13 protein-coding genes, 1 tRNA gene and 2 riboswitches are annotated in these 17,689 nt (G+C 66.6%); of the genes, 9 read left to right on the forward strand and 5 right to left on the reverse strand.

The genetic code is table 11. The features are described from left to right. Nucleotides 1–205: 205 nt before the first annotated feature. Nucleotides 206–1,087 (reverse strand): BadF/BadG/BcrA/BcrD ATPase family protein, encoded by an 882-nt coding sequence (locus DIE04_RS12870; RefSeq protein ID WP_124520472.1) that lies wholly within the window; start codon nucleotides 1,085–1,087, stop codon nucleotides 206–208. 141 nt (nucleotides 1,088–1,228) lie between these two features. Between DIE04_RS12870 and DIE04_RS12875 the strand changes: the two genes are divergently transcribed. Beyond that, nucleotides 1,229–1,834: a DNA-3-methyladenine glycosylase I gene (locus DIE04_RS12875; RefSeq protein ID WP_124520471.1), complete on the forward strand. Its 606-nt coding sequence runs from the start codon at nucleotides 1,229–1,231 to the stop codon at nucleotides 1,832–1,834. A 301-nt stretch (nucleotides 1,835–2,135) separates the two neighbouring features. Here the strand turns inward: DIE04_RS12875 and rpsU are convergent, their stop codons facing one another. Further along, a complete protein-coding gene (rpsU, locus tag DIE04_RS12880; protein ID WP_006401410.1) occupies nucleotides 2,136–2,348 on the reverse strand; it encodes a 30S ribosomal protein S21 in 213 nt (70 codons plus the stop codon). 1,054 nt (nucleotides 2,349–3,402) lie between these two features. Here rpsU and DIE04_RS12885 point away from each other — a divergent pair. Together DIE04_RS12885 and fliD are read left to right on the forward strand one after the other, a co-directional pair. After that, nucleotides 3,403–4,227 carry a flagellin gene (locus tag DIE04_RS12885; protein ID WP_124520470.1) on the forward strand — a complete coding sequence of 275 codons (825 nt, stop codon included), beginning with the start codon at nucleotides 3,403–3,405 and terminating at the stop codon, nucleotides 4,225–4,227. 185 nt (nucleotides 4,228–4,412) lie between these two features. After that, the gene (fliD, locus tag DIE04_RS12890; protein ID WP_124520469.1) at nucleotides 4,413–5,879 is read left to right on the forward strand and encodes a flagellar filament capping protein FliD; all 1,467 of its coding nucleotides are present in this window, start codon (nucleotides 4,413–4,415) and stop codon (nucleotides 5,877–5,879) included. 76 nt (nucleotides 5,880–5,955) lie between these two features. Here fliD and DIE04_RS30375 read toward each other — a convergent pair whose 3' ends face one another. Continuing rightward, nucleotides 5,956–6,855: a hypothetical protein gene (locus tag DIE04_RS30375; RefSeq protein ID WP_221621944.1), complete on the reverse strand. Its 900-nt coding sequence runs from the start codon at nucleotides 6,853–6,855 to the stop codon at nucleotides 5,956–5,958. A 141-nt stretch (nucleotides 6,856–6,996) separates the two neighbouring features. Continuing rightward, nucleotides 6,997–7,072 (reverse strand) — tRNA-Arg (locus tag DIE04_RS12905). Nucleotides 7,073–7,337: 265 nt separating this feature from the next. Here DIE04_RS12905 and DIE04_RS12910 point away from each other — a divergent pair. Next, complete coding sequence (locus DIE04_RS12910; RefSeq protein ID WP_124573044.1) at nucleotides 7,338–8,237, forward strand: cytochrome c5 family protein; 900 nt, start codon at nucleotides 7,338–7,340, stop codon at nucleotides 8,235–8,237. Between the two features lie 97 nt (nucleotides 8,238–8,334). Here the strand turns inward: DIE04_RS12910 and DIE04_RS12915 are convergent, their stop codons facing one another. Further along, nucleotides 8,335–10,422 (reverse strand): UvrD-helicase domain-containing protein, encoded by a 2,088-nt coding sequence (locus DIE04_RS12915; RefSeq protein WP_124486852.1) that lies wholly within the window; start codon nucleotides 10,420–10,422, stop codon nucleotides 8,335–8,337. A gap of 494 nt (nucleotides 10,423–10,916) precedes the next feature. On the opposite strand from DIE04_RS12915, the gene DIE04_RS12920 reads away from it, so the two are divergent. The 5 genes from DIE04_RS12920 (at nucleotide 10,917) to gcvP (ending at nucleotide 17,626) form a co-directional block, all read left to right on the forward strand. After that, complete coding sequence (locus DIE04_RS12920; protein ID WP_044848371.1) at nucleotides 10,917–11,969, forward strand: oxidoreductase; 1,053 nt, start codon at nucleotides 10,917–10,919, stop codon at nucleotides 11,967–11,969. A gap of 200 nt (nucleotides 11,970–12,169) precedes the next feature. Beyond that, nucleotides 12,170–12,538, forward strand: coding sequence for a hypothetical protein (locus DIE04_RS12925; RefSeq protein ID WP_124520467.1), 369 nt, complete (start codon nucleotides 12,170–12,172; stop codon nucleotides 12,536–12,538). Nucleotides 12,539–12,658: 120 nt separating this feature from the next. Next, nucleotides 12,659–12,762: riboswitch (glycine riboswitch) on the forward strand. Between the two features lie 31 nt (nucleotides 12,763–12,793). Continuing rightward, a riboswitch (glycine riboswitch) is annotated at nucleotides 12,794–12,927 on the forward strand. Nucleotides 12,928–13,013: 86 nt separating this feature from the next. Continuing rightward, nucleotides 13,014–14,132: a glycine cleavage system aminomethyltransferase GcvT gene (gcvT, locus tag DIE04_RS12930; RefSeq protein ID WP_124520466.1), complete on the forward strand. Its 1,119-nt coding sequence runs from the start codon at nucleotides 13,014–13,016 to the stop codon at nucleotides 14,130–14,132. A gap of 126 nt (nucleotides 14,133–14,258) precedes the next feature. Further along, complete coding sequence (gcvH, locus tag DIE04_RS12935; protein ID WP_044848374.1) at nucleotides 14,259–14,639, forward strand: glycine cleavage system protein GcvH; 381 nt, start codon at nucleotides 14,259–14,261, stop codon at nucleotides 14,637–14,639. 59 nt (nucleotides 14,640–14,698) lie between these two features. After that, nucleotides 14,699–17,626 carry an aminomethyl-transferring glycine dehydrogenase gene (gene gcvP, locus DIE04_RS12940; RefSeq protein WP_124486850.1) on the forward strand — a complete coding sequence of 976 codons (2,928 nt, stop codon included), beginning with the start codon at nucleotides 14,699–14,701 and terminating at the stop codon, nucleotides 17,624–17,626. Nucleotides 17,627–17,689 lie beyond the last annotated feature (63 nt).

Raw genomic sequence — 17,689 nt, forward strand, 5'->3', positions numbered from 1 at the left:
AAATGGGGGCGGGTTTCAGGCCGTTCGGGTTTCGGTGCGTCGCTGGTTCGGCTGGGGCAGGCTGTTCGCTCGGTTCGCTCGGTCCGCTCGGTCCGCTCGGTCGCTCGGTCCAGTTTGCCCGCTCAACGTGCCCGTCCGTCGCTTTACCCGATCGGTCCGCCCGGCCGGCTCAACCCACTCATCGCACGCCGCCCACGCGCCCCTCTCACCCTGCTTCAGCCGCCCTCAACGCCTGCAGCGCGAGCCGCAACGCGCCGTGCGCGGAATCGTCGAGCGGCGCGCGCAGCCGCGCCGCATGGCGTGCCGGCACGGCCGGGGCCAGCGCGTCGGCCAGCCCGCCGCACAGCGCGACCGGCAGCGCCTGCTGCGGATCGAGCGCGTCGATCATCTTGCCGATCTCGTCGCCGGCCTGCGCGATCAGCGCCGCCGCATAAGAATGGTCGCGGTGCGCGAACACGATCGGCGCGAGGCGCGCGTAGATCGTCTGGTTCGCATCGCACGACCACTGGACGAGCGCGTCGCGATCGTGCGCGCCCGTTTCCGCGAGCAGCGCGCCGGCAAACGCGTCACGCGGCACGCGGCCGTCGAGCGCCTGCTGCGCGTACGCGAGCGCGCGCATGCCGAGCCACGCGCCGCTCGCCTCATCGCCGGACGGAAAGCCGAAGCCGCCCGCGATGCGGCAGTCGCCCGCGGCGTCGAGCGCCGCCGCGATGCTGCCCGTACCGAGCGCGACGATGAGCCCCGGCGCACCGCCGTGCGCGCCGACGACGGTCGTATAGGCGTCGCTCTCGATCGCCAGCGCGTCGAGCGGCGCCTGCGCGCGGAACGCGGCGAGCCACGCGGCATTGTTGACGCCCGCGAGCCCGCAGCCGAGCGCGCACTGCGACCAGTCGAACGCGAGCCCCGCCCGCGTGAATGCGTCGGCACAGGCCGCGCCGATCGATGCCCACGCGCGCTCGATGCCGAGGCCGAGCCCCGACGGGCCGCCGCGCCCCTGCGCGAGTTCGCGCCCGTGCCGGTCGGCGAGTACCGCGCGGGTGCCCGTGCCGCCGCCGTCGATGCCGATCGCAAAAAGGAATGCCGTCATGCGTTGATCCTGCTGATTCGAACAGGCGCCAAGCTTAACCGGATCGGTGCCGCGCGCCCATCTGCCGTTCGGCCAGCTATACCGTGAATGGGCCTTCCGCTATGCTGGCACGATCGAATCGACACTGGAACGAGGCCGGCGATGTCGCAGCGGTGCAACTGGGTAAAGACGGAAGCGGATGCTCACTATCACGATACCGAGTGGGGCGTGCCGTCGCATGACGATCGCCATCTGTTCGAGATGCTGATTCTGGAAGGCGCGCAGGCGGGACTGTCGTGGTCGACGATCCTGAACATGCGCGCCGGCTACCGCGAGGCGTTCGCCGACTTCGATGTCGACGCGGTCGCGCGCTTCACGCCGAAGCGCATCGAGAAACTGCTCGAGAACCCCGGCATCGTCCGCAATCGCGCGAAGGTCGAATCCGCGGTGACCAATGCACGGGCCGTGCAGCGCATTCGCGAGGATCACGGATCGCTCGCGCAATTCCTGTGGTCGTTCGTCGACCACACGCCGGTCCAGAACGCGTGGCAGTCGTATCGCGACGCGCCCGCGTCGACTGCCCAGTCGGATGCGCTCAGCAAGGCGCTGAAGGAGTACGGCTGCAAGTTCGTCGGCTCGACGATCTGCTATGCGCTGATGCAGGCGACCGGGATGGTCAACGACCATGAGACCAGTTGCCCGTGTCACGCCCAATGCGCGGCGCTCGGCGGCAAGCAGCAGCCGGCACGGCGCCGCAAGGCGGGCTGACGGCGACGAAGCTCACGGGCCGGTCGCCTTGGCGCGCACCGGCACGTCAGCACGCGCCGCCAGGTGATCCGCGCAAGGCGAGCCCGAACGCGGCGCCGATTTCCCGGTGAGCACGTCGGCGGCCTTGCCCGTTTGCTGCCGGCGGAACCGCCGTGCGGCCGTGCGGCCATTCGACCGTCTGGCAGTCGATCGGCCACTTTTCCGCCACGATCGGCAACCTTTTCCGGCCCCGAAAAGCAAAACGACGGAGCGGCTTCTATCGAAGCACGCTCCGCCGTTTCGCGGCGAACCGTAAACGCTCTTAGTGGAGCTTCTTCGGCAGCATCTGGCTGCGCAGGCGCTTGTGCAGGCGCTTGACGGCTGCTGCCTTCTTGCGCTTGCGGACTGCGGTCGGCTTTTCGTAGGACTGGCGTTCGCGCAGTTCAGCGATCAGGCCATTTTTTTCGATAGCACGGCGAAAGCGGCGAATCGCCACTTCGAACGGCTCGTTTTCCTTCAGAAGAATCGTCGTCATGTCGTTCCTAAATTGCTTAAACGGTCAAAAACGTAGCGGCCAAGCGCCACGCACCGGCCATCCGGGCGTCCCCACAACAGGCGAAACGAGCGGAAATACGGCCTCGGAGGCCGGAAAAGAGAGGCACAAAGCACCGCGGGTACGCTTCACAAGCCGCGTGCAGCGCCGCGTTTGACTGCCAGCAGGAATGCCGAGACGGCATAGGCGTGACAGAAAATCTCAATTCAGCCCGCCATGATATCAGGTAAACATAGCTTCGCCTACCGGTTTACCACTTTTCCGTCGCAATCACGCATCGCAGGCGTTCGAACGCCCGTCCAGCCTTGCCGCGCGCCGTTCGGGCCCTTTAAATGCGCGCCAGACTCTACCCAAACGCACCCAATGCCCCTGGTGCTTCCCCACTATAAAAAATAGAGCCAAATCTTCGGCGCCCCCTCCAATTTGGTTTCGAACCACCGAGGTCTGGTTCTGAGGCGGCCGGCACTGCATGCACGTATCCATTGGTACCAGCAGGGCTTTGCGTGCTTACCTACTAACAACAAAAAAAATCGGCTGCCGGCTGCAAACCGAGCGACTACCGCGCCGCCTGCCATCTCCCAACCGATCCGTACCGCCCCCAACCTAAAAATGTGGTTGATGTCCGCACCTCGCCGGAACGCGATCCGCGTCCAGTCATTGCTTCAGCTTCAACAGTATTCCTTGTCAAAACCGAATCTGCCACGGGTCTCGCTGGACCACGCGCGGAATTCAACAGGCCAGCCGCACGTCCGGTGCGGCATCGTCGGTACGTCAACCGGCTGCCGCGTGGGAGCGCCGCAGGTCCTCACACCGAACGAACGAAAGCGCATACGCAGGCGTCGAGGCCATGCTTGGCAAACCACAGAGCCAGTTCGGCCAGCCGGTACGCCAAAGCAACTTCGCATCTGCCCCTAAAGTTTGGTCGCATGGTCGCCGACAACCAGGAAAGGCGGGCGATGCAGGATGCCAAAAAGCGCGACGCCGAACACGAAACAGCCAAATTTAAACCGGGCGTTTTCCAAAAACGAGGATAGAAATGCTGAATATCAACACCAACCTTTATTCGCAAACGGCGCAAACCAACCTGTCGAATACGCAGAACGCGCTGTCGCAGGCAATCAACCGCCTGTCGTCGGGCAAGCGCATCAACTCGGCAGCAGATGACGCAGCCGGCCTCGCGATCTCGACGACGATGACGGCGTCGATCAACGCGTACAACCAAGGCGTCGCGAACGCGAACAACGCGGTGTCGATGGCTCAAACTGCTTCGAGCGGCCTCTCGGCAATTACCGCCAACCTGCAACGTATCCGCCAACTGGCAGTTCAGGCTTCGGACGATTCGATCGGCTCGGCTGCAGCCAACAATCTCGACACCGAAGTGCAAGCGCGTATTACCGAAATCGGCCGGATTACCAGCCAAACGACGTTCAACGGCATCAACTTGCTCGACGGTACCGCGAACGCCGGCGCGGTGCTGAATTTCCAGATCGGTGAAAAATCTGGCCAACAACTGTCGCTGGATCTGACTGGCAAGTACGATACGGCGACGCTCGGCCTGACCGGCAACGTCAAGACCTACGCCGCCGCGCAGACGATGATGGACACGGTCGACACGGCGCTGACGACGATCAACACCGCACAAGCTCAGCTCGGTTCGGACATCAACATCTACCAGGCAGCGATCTCGCAAACGACTGCGCAATCGACCAACCTGAACGCAGCCAGCGCACAGATCACCGACGCGAACTTCGCACAGGAAACCGCCAACCTGTCGAAGGCTCAAGTGCTGCAGCAAGCTGGCATCTCGGTGCTCGCGCAAGCGAACTCGATGCCGCAGCAGGTTCTGAAGCTCCTGCAATAAGGGCTAGATAACGCGCCACGTCACGCATTCAAGAAATGCGTGACGTGGCGGTCAATACGGATGCCAAAGAAAGAATGCTTATCCGAGGGCTCGCCTTCAGATAAGCATTTTGCGCATCGTGCGGCACATCGGCGCCGCCACGCCAATGCGCCCGGCGGCGCACTTTTTACCAGACGGAGTCCTCGATGTCGACGACGAACATTTCCAGCACCACGGCCAACAGCGCGCTGACACAGGCGGCGCAGTCCATCATCAGCGGAGTGACGAACTCGAACACGGACACGTCCGCACTCGTTTCCGCGATGGTTACGGCCAAGATGGCCGCACAGACCACGCAGAACGTCAACCGGCAAAATCTCGACAACACCACGCTGTCGGCCATCGGCTCGCTCAAGTCGGCACTGTCCTCCCTGCAATCGGCGCTGTCCGGGCTCACCGACGGATCGGCTCTGGCGAAAACCACCGCCACCGCGAGCGGCAGCGGCCTGAGCGCCACCACGTCGACGGGCTCGGTCGCCGGCAGCTATTCGATTGCGGTAACGCAAGTCGCCACCGCGCAGAAGCTTGCACTGACAGCGGGCGTGCAGCCGTCCACCAAACAGCTCGGGACGGGCAGCCTCACCATCACGCTCGGCAGCGGCGCGCCGATGACCGTCGGAATCAACACCGGCAACAACACGCTCGCGGGCATCGCCAGCGCAATCAATTCGGCGAGTGGCAATCCCGGCGTGACCGCCACCGTCGTTACCGGCACGGATGGGTCGCACCTCGTGCTGACCTCGAACGTGACAGGGGCGGCGAACACGATCCAGGTATCGACCAATTCGACAGACGGGCTGGCCAGCCTCGCGACCGTCGACAGCTCGGGCGTCGCAACAAACAACTACGTCGAGAAAAACAACGCACAAGACGCGATGCTCAGCATCGACGGCATCACCAATATCCAGAGCGCCAGCAACACGATCACCGGCGCCATTACAGGCGTGACGCTCAACCTCGCCACGTCGGCGGCAAACACGACCCAAACCCTCACGGTCGCGGCGGACAACACGTCAGCGACCAACGCGATCAACGGCTTCGTCTCGGCATACAACTCATTCGTGAGCACCGCATCGTCGCTGTCGAGTTTCGACTCGACCGCCGCTGCCGGCAGCCAGGGCGGGCCACTCATCGGCGATTCGATGCTGAATTCGATCGTCGGCTCGCTTGCCACGGCCCTTTCCAAGGGCGTAACAAGCGGCAGCAGCACCGTGAGCCTGAGCGCGCTCGGCATCAACCTGACGCCGAGCGGCACGCTCAGCGTCGATAGTGCGGCTTTGTCGAACGCCCTGACGCACAATTCGGCCTCGCTAGCGACCGCCTTCAACGCGACGAATGGCATCGGCGCAGTGCTGAACAACAACATCACGTCGTATCTGCAGACGGGTGGGATCATCGATACGCGCGTCAACGCGCTGAACAGCGACCTCGCCGACGCGAAGACGCAAGCGAAGACCCTGCAAGCGTATGCGAATCAGTTGACCGATCAGTACAATGCGCAATTCACCGCCCTCAATACGCTCATGGCGCGGATGCAGAACAACTCGCAGTATCTGACGCAGTTGTTCGGCGGCACCAATAGCGCCGGCGCACTCGCCACCAACAAGTCATAAGGCCCACCGGATGTATCGAGCCGCGCGGTACTTTTGAAATGGCACTGGAGTGATCGTCACGATGGATCAACCCACATTACTCGCACGCGTGTGGCAACTGACGCAGGCAATCGAACATGCCGCGACGATGGCGGACTGGTGCGGCGCGGCGCGTCTCGCGGAAGCGCGCTCGCCCCTGCTGATGTCGCTGAGCGCACCGCAAACGCCCGATGCGCTGGCGATCATCCGCCGCATACAGGCGATCGACACAGCCATCGCGGCCGACGCGGAAACGACGCAGCGGGAGTTGCATGCGGAGTTTCAGGCCGCACTCGGACGGACCGAAGCTGCCGGCCGATATCAGCAGATCGCGCAACTGTAACTGCATTGCCACTGCATTGCCGCCAGGTACGTCGCGAGCGGCACTTCGCGCCGGACGTTTCAGGGCCGGCGTCTTGCTCTGGCCTGCAGCCTCCAGCAGCCGTGCTTCTTCATCGCCCCGAAGCCGCCGCTCGCGATGCTGCCCCTTCGCCGGCCACTTGACGCCGTCGAGCGGATTGCCCATCGGCACCTCCCACAGCTCCCGCGCGGTCCTGAAAACGGCCGAGATGATGACCAGTTCTCGCCGGACAGTTTCGGCACAGCACTTTTTCAGGCGCTCGTCCCGGTAGTTCGCGAAATCGACCTTGCGCAACGTCGCCAGCGGCCGGGCGGCGAGCACGTGCTTCTGCAGCGCGCGGATGCGGACCACTTCGGTTTGCGAGCCACGCTTTTTGGGTGTCTCCTCCTTGGCATACCGGGCCAGCAGGTCGCCGAAGGTTACGCGCTCAAGCGCCGACCGGTCGATAAAGGAGCCAAGAGTCATCTCGGCCTCGGTCTTAGCGGCCCACTTCTGGGCTTCCTCAAGCGTCTCGAACGTTTCGGTCTGGGCGGGATAGCCCTTGCGGCGAATCAGGGCTTGGTACTGGTAGGGGCCACGGTGCGTGATGGAAGCCATCGCCTGTTCCTTATCTGGTTGGGGAACAGGGTATAGGTGCGAGTGCGGGGGATGACTGCAGCAGAATTGCTGCAAAAAGCCGGAAATCTTTAACGGCGTTGCCCGAGCTGCGCAAAAGTCCTTGATTTCACGACCTATTTTTGGCGCGCCCGGCTGGGATCGAACCAGCAACCCCTGCCTTCGGAGGGCAGTACTCTATCCATTGAGCTACGGGCGCATATGACAGTGACGACAGCGAAACGACCCCAATAAACCGGCCGCCCACCATTGACAAGACCGCAAGGATACCCGGTTTCCCAAAACGCGTCCACCTTGCCCGCCGAAACCCCGTCAGGCCCGCAATTCGTGCGGGTAAACACGCGCCTTCGCGCCGCTCGCCGTGATGTAAACGTTCCGTCTATAATCGTCCGGACTCATTGGATCGCCAGCCATTTTGCCGTTGCACCGCGCTCACAATTCCTAATCACGGAGACGAGGCAAGCATGAGCGAAGCACCCCACGAATCTCCCGTCAAAACCCCCGGGCAGCTGATTGCCGTCGTCATCGCCTCATTCGCGATTCCGATCGCCCTGATCGTCCTGTTTGCCACTTATGCCAACCATGCGTTCCGTTCGGGCGCGGGCACGGATGCGCTATCCGAGGAACAGGTCGCCGCGCGGATCGCACCGCTCGCGAAAGTCGACGTGAAGGACGCCAATGCGCCCCGCACGTACAAGACCGGCGAGGAAGTCTACAAGGCCGTGTGCGTGACCTGTCACGGCACGGGCGCCGCCGGCGCGCCGAAGTTCGGCAACAAGGACGACTGGGCACCGCGCATCTCGCAGGGCTTCGACACGCTGCTGAAAACGGCGCTGTCGGGCAAGGGCGCGATGCCGCCGCGCGGCGGCACGAGCCCCGACGACGTCAGCGACTATGAAATCGCGCGTGCGATCGTCTACATGGCGAACAACGACGGCGCGAACTTCCCCGAACCGGCTGCCCCGGCCGCCAATGCGGCACCGGCGGCGAGCGGCGCGGCGGGTGCGGCAGGCGCTTCGGGCGCCGATGCATCGAACGCGCAGGCCGCCGCTGCAATGGCCGCGATCGCCGCGATTCCGAAGGCCGGCGAAAAGCCCGCGGCCGCGCCGACCAGCGCCGACGCCGCCTCCGCCGGCAAGGCGCTGTACACGCAGGTCTGCCAGGCGTGCCACGCGGCCGGCGTGCTCGGCGCGCCGAAGTTCGGCAGCAAGGAAGACTGGGCGCCGCGCCTGAAGGACTCGATGGATACCGTCTACAACTACGCGCTGCACGGCAAGGGCGCGATGCCGCCGAAGGGCGGGTCGAGCGCGTCCGACGCCGACGTGAAGGCGGCCGTCGACTACATGGTCAACGCGTCGAAGTAACGCCTGCCGGCCAGAAAAAACCCCCGCGGCGCACACGCATCGCGGGGGTTTCGTTTATCCGGATCGCCGGGGCGTCCGTGCGCCGAAGCGCGCCGCCTCACTTCTGCAACAGCGCCTTCAGGCTCGCGAGCCGGTCCTTCGGCGTCATCGGCGCTTCCTCCGGCGTCGGCGGCGGCGCTTCGTCGAGCCCCATCTCGGGAATGAAGCGCGACGGCTCGCACACGACCGTCTCGCGCGCCCGCTTGCGCTTCTTGCACCAGTTCAGGTGCAGGCTGCGCTGCGCGCGCGTGATCGCGACGTACATCAGCCGGCGCTCCTCCTCGATCCGCTCGTTGTCGATCGGGCCGTCGTCCTCGCTGCCGCCGCGGTGCGGCATGATGCCCTCCTCGACGCCGACCAGGAACACGTGCGGATACTCGAGCCCCTTCGACGCATGGACGGTCGACAGCCGCACGGCATCCGGATCCTCGTCCTTGCCTTCGAGCATCGACATCAGCGCGACGGTCTGGATCAGGCCGAGCAGGTTCTTGCCGGTGTCCGCAAGCCCGTCCGCGTTGTGGAAGCCGTCGGCCTCGCCGTCGACGGCTTCGGTCTCGGGCTTGGTGCCCTTGCGCTTCAGCCATTCGAGGAATTCGAGCACGTTCTGCCACTTCGACTGCGCCTGCCGCTCGTCGAACGCGTCGTACAGGTAGGCCTCGTAGTGAATGGCCTCCATCATGTCGTCGAGCACGACGGTCGCGGGCTCCTTGTCCGCGCGATCGGTCAGGCGCTGGATGAAGTCGCAGAACATCCTGAGCGGCTCGACCTGCCGCGCGGACAGCCGCGCCTCGATCCCGCCCATGTACACGGCCTCGAACAGCGACACCTTCGCCTGGCCCGCGAACGAGCCGAGCGCCTCGAGCGTCGTGTTGCCGATGCCGCGGCGCGGCGTCGTGACCGCGCGGATGAACGCGGGATCGTCGTCGGCGTTCGCGATCAGCCGCAGGTACGCGCACAGGTCCTTGATCTCGGCCTTGTCGAAGAACGACTGGCCGCCCGACAGCACGTATGGAATCCGCTCGCGCCGCAGCACCTGCTCGAAGATTCGCGCCTGGAAGTTGCCGCGATACAGGATCGCGTAGTCGCGGAACTGCGCGCGCCGCTCGAACTTGTGCGCGGACAGCCGGAACACGACCGATTCGGCCTCATGCTCCTCGTCGTTGCACGGCGTGACGGTGATCGAGTCGCCCATCCCGTGCTCGGACCACAGCTTCTTCTCGAACAGCTTCGGGTTGTTCGCGATCACGTTGTTGGCAGCGGTCAGGATCCGCACCGTCGACCGGTAGTTCTGCTCGAGCTTGATCACGTGCAGCTTCGGGAAGTCCTTGCCGAGCTGCGCGAGGTTCTCGAGCGTAGCGCCGCGCCAGCCGTAGATCGCCTGGTCGTCGTCGCCCACCGCCGTGAACGCGGCGCGCGGGCCGGCGAGCAACTTCAGCAGCTCGTACTGGCACGCGTTGGTGTCCTGGTATTCGTCGATCAGCAGGTAGCGCAGCTTGTTCTGCCAGCGGTCGCGCACCTGCTCGTTCTTCGCGAACAGCTCGGCCGGCAGGCGGATCAGGTCGTCGAAGTCGACCGCCTGGTATGCATGCAGCGTCGCGACGTAGTTGCGGTAGACCAGCGCCGCCTGGTGCTCGTCCTCGTTGGCCGCGATCGTCATCGCCTCCTCGGGCATGATCAGGCCGTTCTTCCACAGCGAGATGGTGCTCTGGATCTTGCGGATCAGGCCCTTGTCGGTGGTGCCGATCTGCTCCTGGATCATCCCGAAGCAGTCGTCCGAATCCATGATCGAGAACTGCGGCTTCAGCCCGACGTGCTCGGCCTCCTGGCGCAGGATCTGCACGCCGAGCGAGTGGAACGTACATACGGTGAGCTGGTTGACGGGCACCTTGCGGCCTTCCTTGCCGGGCGTGGTGAGCGTCTTGCCCTCGAGCAGCTTCGACACGCGCTCGCGCATTTCGGCGGCGGCCTTGTTCGTGAACGTGACGGCCGCGATGTGGCGCGGCTCGAAGCCTTTCGCTTCGATCAGGTGCGCGATCTTCTGCGTGATCACGCGGGTCTTGCCGCTGCCCGCGCCGGCGAGCACGAGGCAGGGACCGTCGAGGTAGCGCACCGCTTCGTTCTGAGCGGAGTTGAGGCCTGCGGACATGATGGCGGATGATGTTGCGGTTGACGGCGAACGCCGGGAGGATGCCGCGCGCGACGGGCCTGGAATGCAGGCGGACACGCGGGGCAGGACGCGCATGTTAACACGTCGGCGACGCGCTTTTCGGGAGCGCCGCCGGACGGGGCCGGACGGGCAGGCCGTCGTTTTCGTCTCCCGGTTCGGCGCTTGATCCGGCCCTCGCTTCCTTGTCCGGACGGCCAATCCGGCCCCATCCACGGCCCGATCGGTCACAATGGGCGACCGTCGCGATGGGAAGTGCCCGGCCCGCACGCCGCAGCGTCGGCCGCCCGGCCTGCCGAGTGCAGCGCCTGCCCGTCCCGCGCCAAATGCCGGCTGCGGCCGCGCATGCGCCGCATCGTGCCGCGCGTTTTGCCGAACGCGCCGGTGCGGGCCGCCGCGCCATGCCAAAATAGCCGGTCGTCCTCGCGCCCCAGCGGCGCGCCCTCTTTTCGTTTCGTACGCAGCCAGGGATTGCCATGTCGTCATTGCTCAGGATTGGTTTGATGGGTTTCGGTTTCGCCGGCGCGACGTTCCACGCGCCGGTGATCGCCACGAGCGGCCGCACCGAGGTCGCCGCGATCGCGACGGGGCAACCCGATCGCGCGCGCGCCGCCTTTCCGGGCGCCCGCATCGTCCCCGATCTCGACACGCTGCTCGGCCTCGACGATATCGACTGCGTGGTGATCGCCACGCCGAACGACACGCACTTCGCGCTCGCGCGCCAGGTGCTCCAGGCCGGCCGCCACGTCGTCGTCGACAAGCCCGTCACGCTCACGGCCGACGAAGCGCTCGCGCTTGCGCGGCTCGCGAACGCGCGCAGCCGCCTGTTCGCGCCGTTCCACAACCGCCGCTGGGACGGCGATTTCCTCACCGTGCGCCGCATCGTCGAATCCGGCGAACTCGGCCGGCTCACCTATTTCGCGTCGCACTTCGACCGCTTCCGGCCGACGCCGCGCACGCGCTGGCGCGAGGAGCCCGCACGCGGCGGCGGCCTGCTGCTCGATCTCGGCCCGCACCTGATCGATCAGGCGCTCGCGTTGTTCGGGCTGCCGGAAACGGTCAGCGCCACGGTCAAGACACGCCGCGACAACGGCACGGCGCCCGATTTCGTGCACCTGCTGCTCGGTTATCCGGACAAGGACGTCGCGCTGCATGCGAGCGCGCTGTCGGCGATCGAGCCCGCGCGCTTCACGCTGCACGGCACGCGCGGCAGCTACCAGAAGTTCGGGCTCGACACGCAGGAAGACCAGTTGAAGGCCGGCCTCACGCCGGATCACGTCGAGTTCGGCGGCGGCAACCCGCCCGGCGTGCTGCGCGTGCTCGACGGCGAGGTCGAGGTCGAGCGGCCTGTGCCGACGCTCGACGGGCAGTACGCGGAGTTCTATCGCGCGCTCGCCGCGTCGGTCCACGACGGCGCGCCGTTCCCGGTCACGCCGCAGGACGCCGTCGACGTGATGACGATCATCGAGCTCGCCGCGCAGAGCGAGCACGAAGGCCGCCGGGTACCGTTCGTGCGTCGCACAGTCTGACGGCCGCCGGCCGGGTCGTCGCCCCGGCCGCAGCCGCCACCTCGCGCCGCGCCGCCCCGGCTGCGCGCCCCCGTCAGCCGCCACGGCGCCACGATCCCGAACATTCCGTTACAAATGGTGCGGGAACGAAAGTCAGCGGTCGTCCGGTCTGACGCGTTTCTCAAAAAGTCGATCCGACACCAAACCGTCAGGAGAATGTGATGCAACGGTTGATTCGCGCAGCGGCATGCTGCGTCCTGGTTTCCTCGCTCGTGGCCTGTGTCGTGCAGCCGCAGCGGCCGGCCCGACAGGCGCCCCCGCCCCCGCCGCGGCCGAATCCGCAGGTCGTCGCGAACGATCGCCTGCAGGAGGTCCAGGGCCGGATCGACAACCTGCACCGGCGCATCGACGCGCGCGTGAACGGCGGCTACTACCCGCCGCCGTACGGCGCGCAGCTGCACCACCGCCTCGACGTGATCCGCCAGGAAGCGAACGACATGTCGGGCCAGCACAACGGCGGCCTGTCCGGCGACGAGCAGCGCGTGCTGAACCAGGAACTCGACACGGCCGCGCGCGCGATCGGCGAGTAATCCCGGCCATGCCGGCGCCCGCCGGTGCCGGCAGAAGCGGCGGCGCCCACGCCGCCGCTTGTCGCGAAGCGACATTCTTTTGCTCAAATTGACAATGCCCACCCGCTCGCGTACAGTCGCCCGCACGCGTCGGGAGAGCGTGTGACCGCATAGCAGCAACGCCGGTCGCGCCGCCGAAGGGGCACACCCGCAAACTCTCAGGCAAAAGGACCGACCGCGTCGGGGAATCCCGTCCGCGCATTGCGCGGGCCGCACTCCCCGCACTCTGGAGAGCGGCAGTAGCCCGCAGCACATTGGCTGCGCGGGCAGGCTGCCCACCGAAGGGGCGCGCGTTCGCCGGCTTGTGGCCGCGGCGCAATCTCTCAGGTATCGAGGACAGAGGGGCATGTACCGGATCGTTTCGCAGGCCCCAAGGCCGCGACGGTCGGCACATGGCCGTTCTGACCCGCGCGCAAGCGCCTTGCCTGAGGCCTCGATGACTGCACTGAATCAAACCCCGCTCAACGCCGCGCACCGCGCGCTCAATGCCCGCATGGTCGACTTCGGCGGCTGGGACATGCCCGTCAACTACGGCTCGCAGATCGAAGAACACGAAGCCGTGCGCACCGACGCCGGCATGTTCGACGTGTCGCACATGTGCGTCGTCGATTTCACCGGCAGCCGCGTGCGCGCGTTCTTCGAGCACGCGATCGCGAACAACGTCGGCAAGCTCAAGATCCCCGGCAAGGCGCTCTACTCGTGCCTGCTCAATCCGCAGGGCGGCGTCATCGACGACCTGATCGTCTATTACTTCACCGAAGACTTCTTCCGCGTCGTCGTCAACGCCGGCACGGCCGAGAAGGACATCGCGTGGTTCAACCAGCTCAACGAACAAGGCGGCTACGGCCTGACCATCGCGCCGCGCCGCGATTTCGCGATCGTCGCCGTTCAGGGCCCGAACGCCCGTGAAAAGGTCTGGACGACGGTGCCCGCCGCGCGCGCCGCGACCAGCGAGCTGAAGCCGTTCAACGCCGCGCAGGTCGCCGGCACGCCGTTCGGCGACCTCACCGTCGCGCGCACCGGCTACACCGGCGAAGACGGCTTCGAGGTGATCGTCCCGGCCGTGCACGTCGTAGCGCTGTGGAACGCGCTGCAGCAAAACGGCGTGCGTCCGTGCGGGCTCGGCGCGCGCGACACGCTGCGCCTCGAGGCCGGCATGAACCTGTACGGCCAGGACATGGACGACACCGTGTCGCCGCTCGACGCGGGCCTCGCGTGGACGGTCGACCTGTCGGCGCCGCGCGAGTTCGTCGGCCGCGCCGCGCTCGAGGCAAACGGCACGCGCGCCGCGTTCGTCGGCCTGATCCTGCAGAAGGAAAACGGCAAGGCGGGCGGCGTGCTGCGCGCGCACCAGAAGGTCGTCACGCCGCACGGCGAAGGCGAGATCACGAGCGGCACGTTCTCGCCGTCGATGCAGGAGTCGATCGCATTCGCGCGCGTGCCGGCGGCCGTCCAGGTCGGCGACACGGTCCACGTGCAGATTCGAGACAAGCAACTTCCCGCGCGCGTGGTAAAACTGCCGTTCGTGCGCAACGGCAAGGTCCTCGCTGCGTAACGACCGGGAGGCGACCGGGAGGCCGCCTGCCGTGAAGCCGGGAAATGGCGCCCGGCGCAACCACACCCGGCGCGCCCCGGCGGCGCGCCAGCATAACGAACACACCCTTTTATCCAGGAGCATCCGATGAGCAACGTCCCGGCCGATCTGAAGTACACCGACGAACACGAGTGGGTCCGCACCGAAGCCGACGGCACGCTGACGGTCGGCATCACCGATCACGCGCAGAGCACGCTCGGCGACATCGTCTTCCTCGAGCTGCCGCAAGTCGGCAAGTCGGTGAACGCGGGCGACGCCGTCGGCGTCGTCGAATCGGTGAAGGCGGCATCCGACATCTACTCGCCGGTGTCCGGCGAAGTCGTCGCCATCAACGAAGAAGCCGCCGACTCGCCGGAAGAAGTGAACAGCGACGCATACGGCGTGTGGCTCTTCAAGATCAAGCTCGCGGCCGGCGCCTCGACCGACAAGCTGATCGACGCTGACGCCTACAGCAAGCTGATCGACTAATTTTCCTTACCCGAACCGCGCGGGGCCGGCCTCGGCCCGCGCGGGACCAGAGTCACGCCATGAAGCTCGAACACCCGGACCGCCTGATGAACCGCACGCCCCTCTCGCTCGCCGCGCTCGAAACGCACGACGCGTTCGCAGAACGCCACATCGGCCCCGATGCCGCCAGCCAGCAGGCCATGCTCGACACGCTCGGCTTCGCGTCGCGCGCCGCCCTGATCGACGCCGTGATCCCGGCCTCGATCCGCCGCGCCGAAACGCTGCCGCTCGGCCCGTTCGCGCAACCGAAGAGCGAGGCCGAAGCCCTCGCCGCGCTGCGCGCCCTCGCGGACAAGAACCAGGTGTTCCGCTCGTATATCGGCCAGGGCTATTACGACTCGCACACCCCGGCCGTGATCCTGCGCAACGTGCTCGAAAACCCGGCGTGGTACACGGCCTACACGCCGTACCAGCCCGAAATTTCCCAGGGTCGCCTCGAGGCGCTCCTGAACTTCCAGCAGATGGTCGCCGACCTCACGGGCCTCGCGATCTCGAACGCATCGCTGCTGGACGAAGCAACCGCCGCAGCCGAAGCGATGACGCTGCTGCAGCGCACCGGCAAGCCGGCGTCGAACGTGTTCTACGTCGCCGACGACGTGCTGCCGCAGACGCTCGAAGTGATCCGCACGCGCGCGCTGCCGATCGGCATCGAGGTCAAGACGGGCCCGGCGGCCGACGCCGCGCAGGCGAACGCGTTCGGCGTGCTGCTCCAGTACCCGGGCGTGTACGGAGACGTGCGCGACTACCGCGCGCTCACCGAAGCGATCCACGCGGCCGGCGGCCATGTGGTCGTCGCGGCCGACCTGCTCGCACTGACCGTGCTGACGCCGCCCGGCGAATGGGGCGCGGACGTCGCGGTCGGCAACACGCAGCGCTTCGGCGTGCCGATGGGCTTCGGCGGCCCGCACGCCGCTTACATGGCCGTGCGTGACGAATTCAAGCGCCAGATGCCGGGCCGCCTGGTCGGCGTGACCGTCGACGCGCAGGGCAAGCCCGCGCTGCGCCTCGCGCTGCAGACGCGCGAACAGCACATCCGCCGCGAGAAGGCGACGTCGAACGTGTGTACCGCGCAGGCGCTGCTCGCGATCATGGCGAGCATGTACGCGGTCTACCATGGCCCGCACGGCCTGAAGACGATCGCGCTGCGCGTGAACCGCATCGCGGCGCTGTTCGCCGCCGGCGTGAAGCAGCTCGGCTTCGCGACCGTCAACGACACGTTCTTCGACACGCTGACGATCGATACCGGCGCACGCACCGCGCAGGTCCACGAATTCGCGAAGGCCAAGCGCATCAACCTGCGTCGCGTGAGCGACACGCAAGTCGGCGTGTCGGTCGACGAAACGACGACCCGCGACGACCTCGCCGATCTCCTCGCCGTGTTCGCGCAGGCCGCGGGCGGCACCGCGCCGGCCGTGGACGCGCTGGACGCGGGCCTCGGCGGCGTCGCCGTGCTGCCGGCCGGCCTCGAGCGCACGAGCGCGTACCTGACGCACCACGTGTTCAACCGCCACCATTCCGAAACCGAAATGCTGCGCTACCTGCGCAGCCTGTCGGACAAGGATCTCGCGCTCGACCGCTCGATGATCCCGCTCGGTTCGTGCACGATGAAGCTGAACGCGACGTCGGAAATGCTGCCGGTCACGTGGCCCGAATTCGGCCGGATCCATCCGTTCGCGCCGGCCGAGCAGACCGTCGGCTACCGCGAGATGATCGACCAGCTCGAGCAGATGCTCGTCGCCGCGACCGGCTATGCGGCCGTGTCGCTGCAGCCGAACGCCGGCTCGCAGGGCGAATACGCGGGCCTCTTGATCATCCACGCATACCACGCATCGCGCGGCGAAGCGCATCGCGACGTATGCCTGATCCCGGCCTCCGCGCACGGCACGAACCCGGCGTCGGCGCACATGGCCGGCATGAAGGTCGTGGTCGTCGCGTGCGACGCGCAAGGCAACGTCGACATCGCCGACCTGAAGGCGAAGGCCGAGCAGCACGCGAACGATCTCGCGGCGATCATGATCACGTATCCGTCGACGCACGGCGTGTTCGAGCAGAACGTCCGCGAGATCTGCGAGATCGTGCATGCGCACGGCGGCCAGGTGTACGTCGACGGCGCGAACATGAACGCGATGGTCGGCCTGACCGCGCCGGGCCAGTTCGGCGGCGACGTGTCGCACCTGAACCTGCACAAGACCTTCTGCATCCCGCACGGCGGCGGCGGCCCGGGCGTCGGCCCGGTCGCGGTCGGCGCGCACCTCGCGAAGTTCCTGCCGAACCAGCGTTCGACCGGCTACGCGCGTGCGGAAGACGGCATCGGCGCGGTGTCGGCCGCGCCGTACGGCTCGGCGTCGATCCTGCCGATCTCGTGGATGTACATCGCGATGATGGGCGCGAAGAACCTGACCGCCGCGACGGAAACCGCGATCCTCAACGCGAACTACATCGCGAAGCGCCTCGCGCCGCACTATCCGGTGCTGTATTCGGGCCCGGGCGGGCTGGTCGCGCACGAGTGCATTCTCGACCTGCGCCCGCTCAAGGAAACGAGCGGCATCAGCGTCGACGACGTCGCGAAGCGCCTGATGGACTACGGCTTCCATGCGCCGACGATGAGCTTCCCGGTGCCGGGCACGCTGATGGTCGAGCCGACGGAATCGGAATCGCAGGAAGAACTCGACCGCTTCATCGCCGCGATGATCGCGATCCGCGAGGAAATCCGTGCCGTCGAGGAAGGCCGCGCCGACCGCGAGGACAACCCGCTGCGTCACGCGCCGCACACGGCAGCCGTCGTCACCGCGAACGAATGGCCGCACGCGTACTCGCGCGAGCAGGCGGCGTACCCGGTCGCGTCGCTCGGCACGAACAAGTACTGGCCGCCGGTCGGCCGTGCGGACAACGCCTACGGCGACCGCAACCTGTTCTGCTCGTGCGTGCCGGTGTCGGACTACGCATAACGCTGCCCGCGCTCCGGAGTCCGGCCGTGACCACACCGCACGCAACCCTCGGTTGCGTGCGGT

Source organism: Burkholderia sp. Bp8994 (assembly GCF_003853805.1).
Classification (GTDB): Bacteria; Pseudomonadota; Gammaproteobacteria; order Burkholderiales; family Burkholderiaceae; genus Burkholderia.

What these genes read in the sequence shown, in the direction of transcription:
- DIE04_RS12870 (WP_124520472.1), bottom strand. Translation starts at nt 1,087, where the DNA reads ATGACGGCATTCCTTTTTGCGATCGGCATCGACGGCGGCGGCACGGGC.
- DIE04_RS12875 (WP_124520471.1), top strand. Translation starts at nt 1,229, where the DNA reads ATGTCGCAGCGGTGCAACTGGGTAAAGACGGAAGCGGATGCTCACTAT.
- rpsU (WP_006401410.1), bottom strand. Translation starts at nt 2,348, where the DNA reads ATGACGACGATTCTTCTGAAGGAAAACGAGCCGTTCGAAGTGGCGATT.
- DIE04_RS12885 (WP_124520470.1), top strand. Translation starts at nt 3,403, where the DNA reads ATGCTGAATATCAACACCAACCTTTATTCGCAAACGGCGCAAACCAAC.
- fliD (WP_124520469.1), top strand. Translation starts at nt 4,413, where the DNA reads ATGTCGACGACGAACATTTCCAGCACCACGGCCAACAGCGCGCTGACA.
- DIE04_RS30375 (WP_221621944.1), bottom strand. Translation starts at nt 6,855, where the DNA reads ATGGCTTCCATCACGCACCGTGGCCCCTACCAGTACCAAGCCCTGATT.
- DIE04_RS12910 (WP_124573044.1), top strand. Translation starts at nt 7,338, where the DNA reads ATGAGCGAAGCACCCCACGAATCTCCCGTCAAAACCCCCGGGCAGCTG.
- DIE04_RS12915 (WP_124486852.1), bottom strand. Translation starts at nt 10,422, where the DNA reads ATGTCCGCAGGCCTCAACTCCGCTCAGAACGAAGCGGTGCGCTACCTC.
- DIE04_RS12920 (WP_044848371.1), top strand. Translation starts at nt 10,917, where the DNA reads ATGTCGTCATTGCTCAGGATTGGTTTGATGGGTTTCGGTTTCGCCGGC.
- DIE04_RS12925 (WP_124520467.1), top strand. Translation starts at nt 12,170, where the DNA reads ATGCAACGGTTGATTCGCGCAGCGGCATGCTGCGTCCTGGTTTCCTCG.
- gcvT (WP_124520466.1), top strand. Translation starts at nt 13,014, where the DNA reads ATGACTGCACTGAATCAAACCCCGCTCAACGCCGCGCACCGCGCGCTC.
- gcvH (WP_044848374.1), top strand. Translation starts at nt 14,259, where the DNA reads ATGAGCAACGTCCCGGCCGATCTGAAGTACACCGACGAACACGAGTGG.
- gcvP (WP_124486850.1), top strand. Translation starts at nt 14,699, where the DNA reads ATGAAGCTCGAACACCCGGACCGCCTGATGAACCGCACGCCCCTCTCG.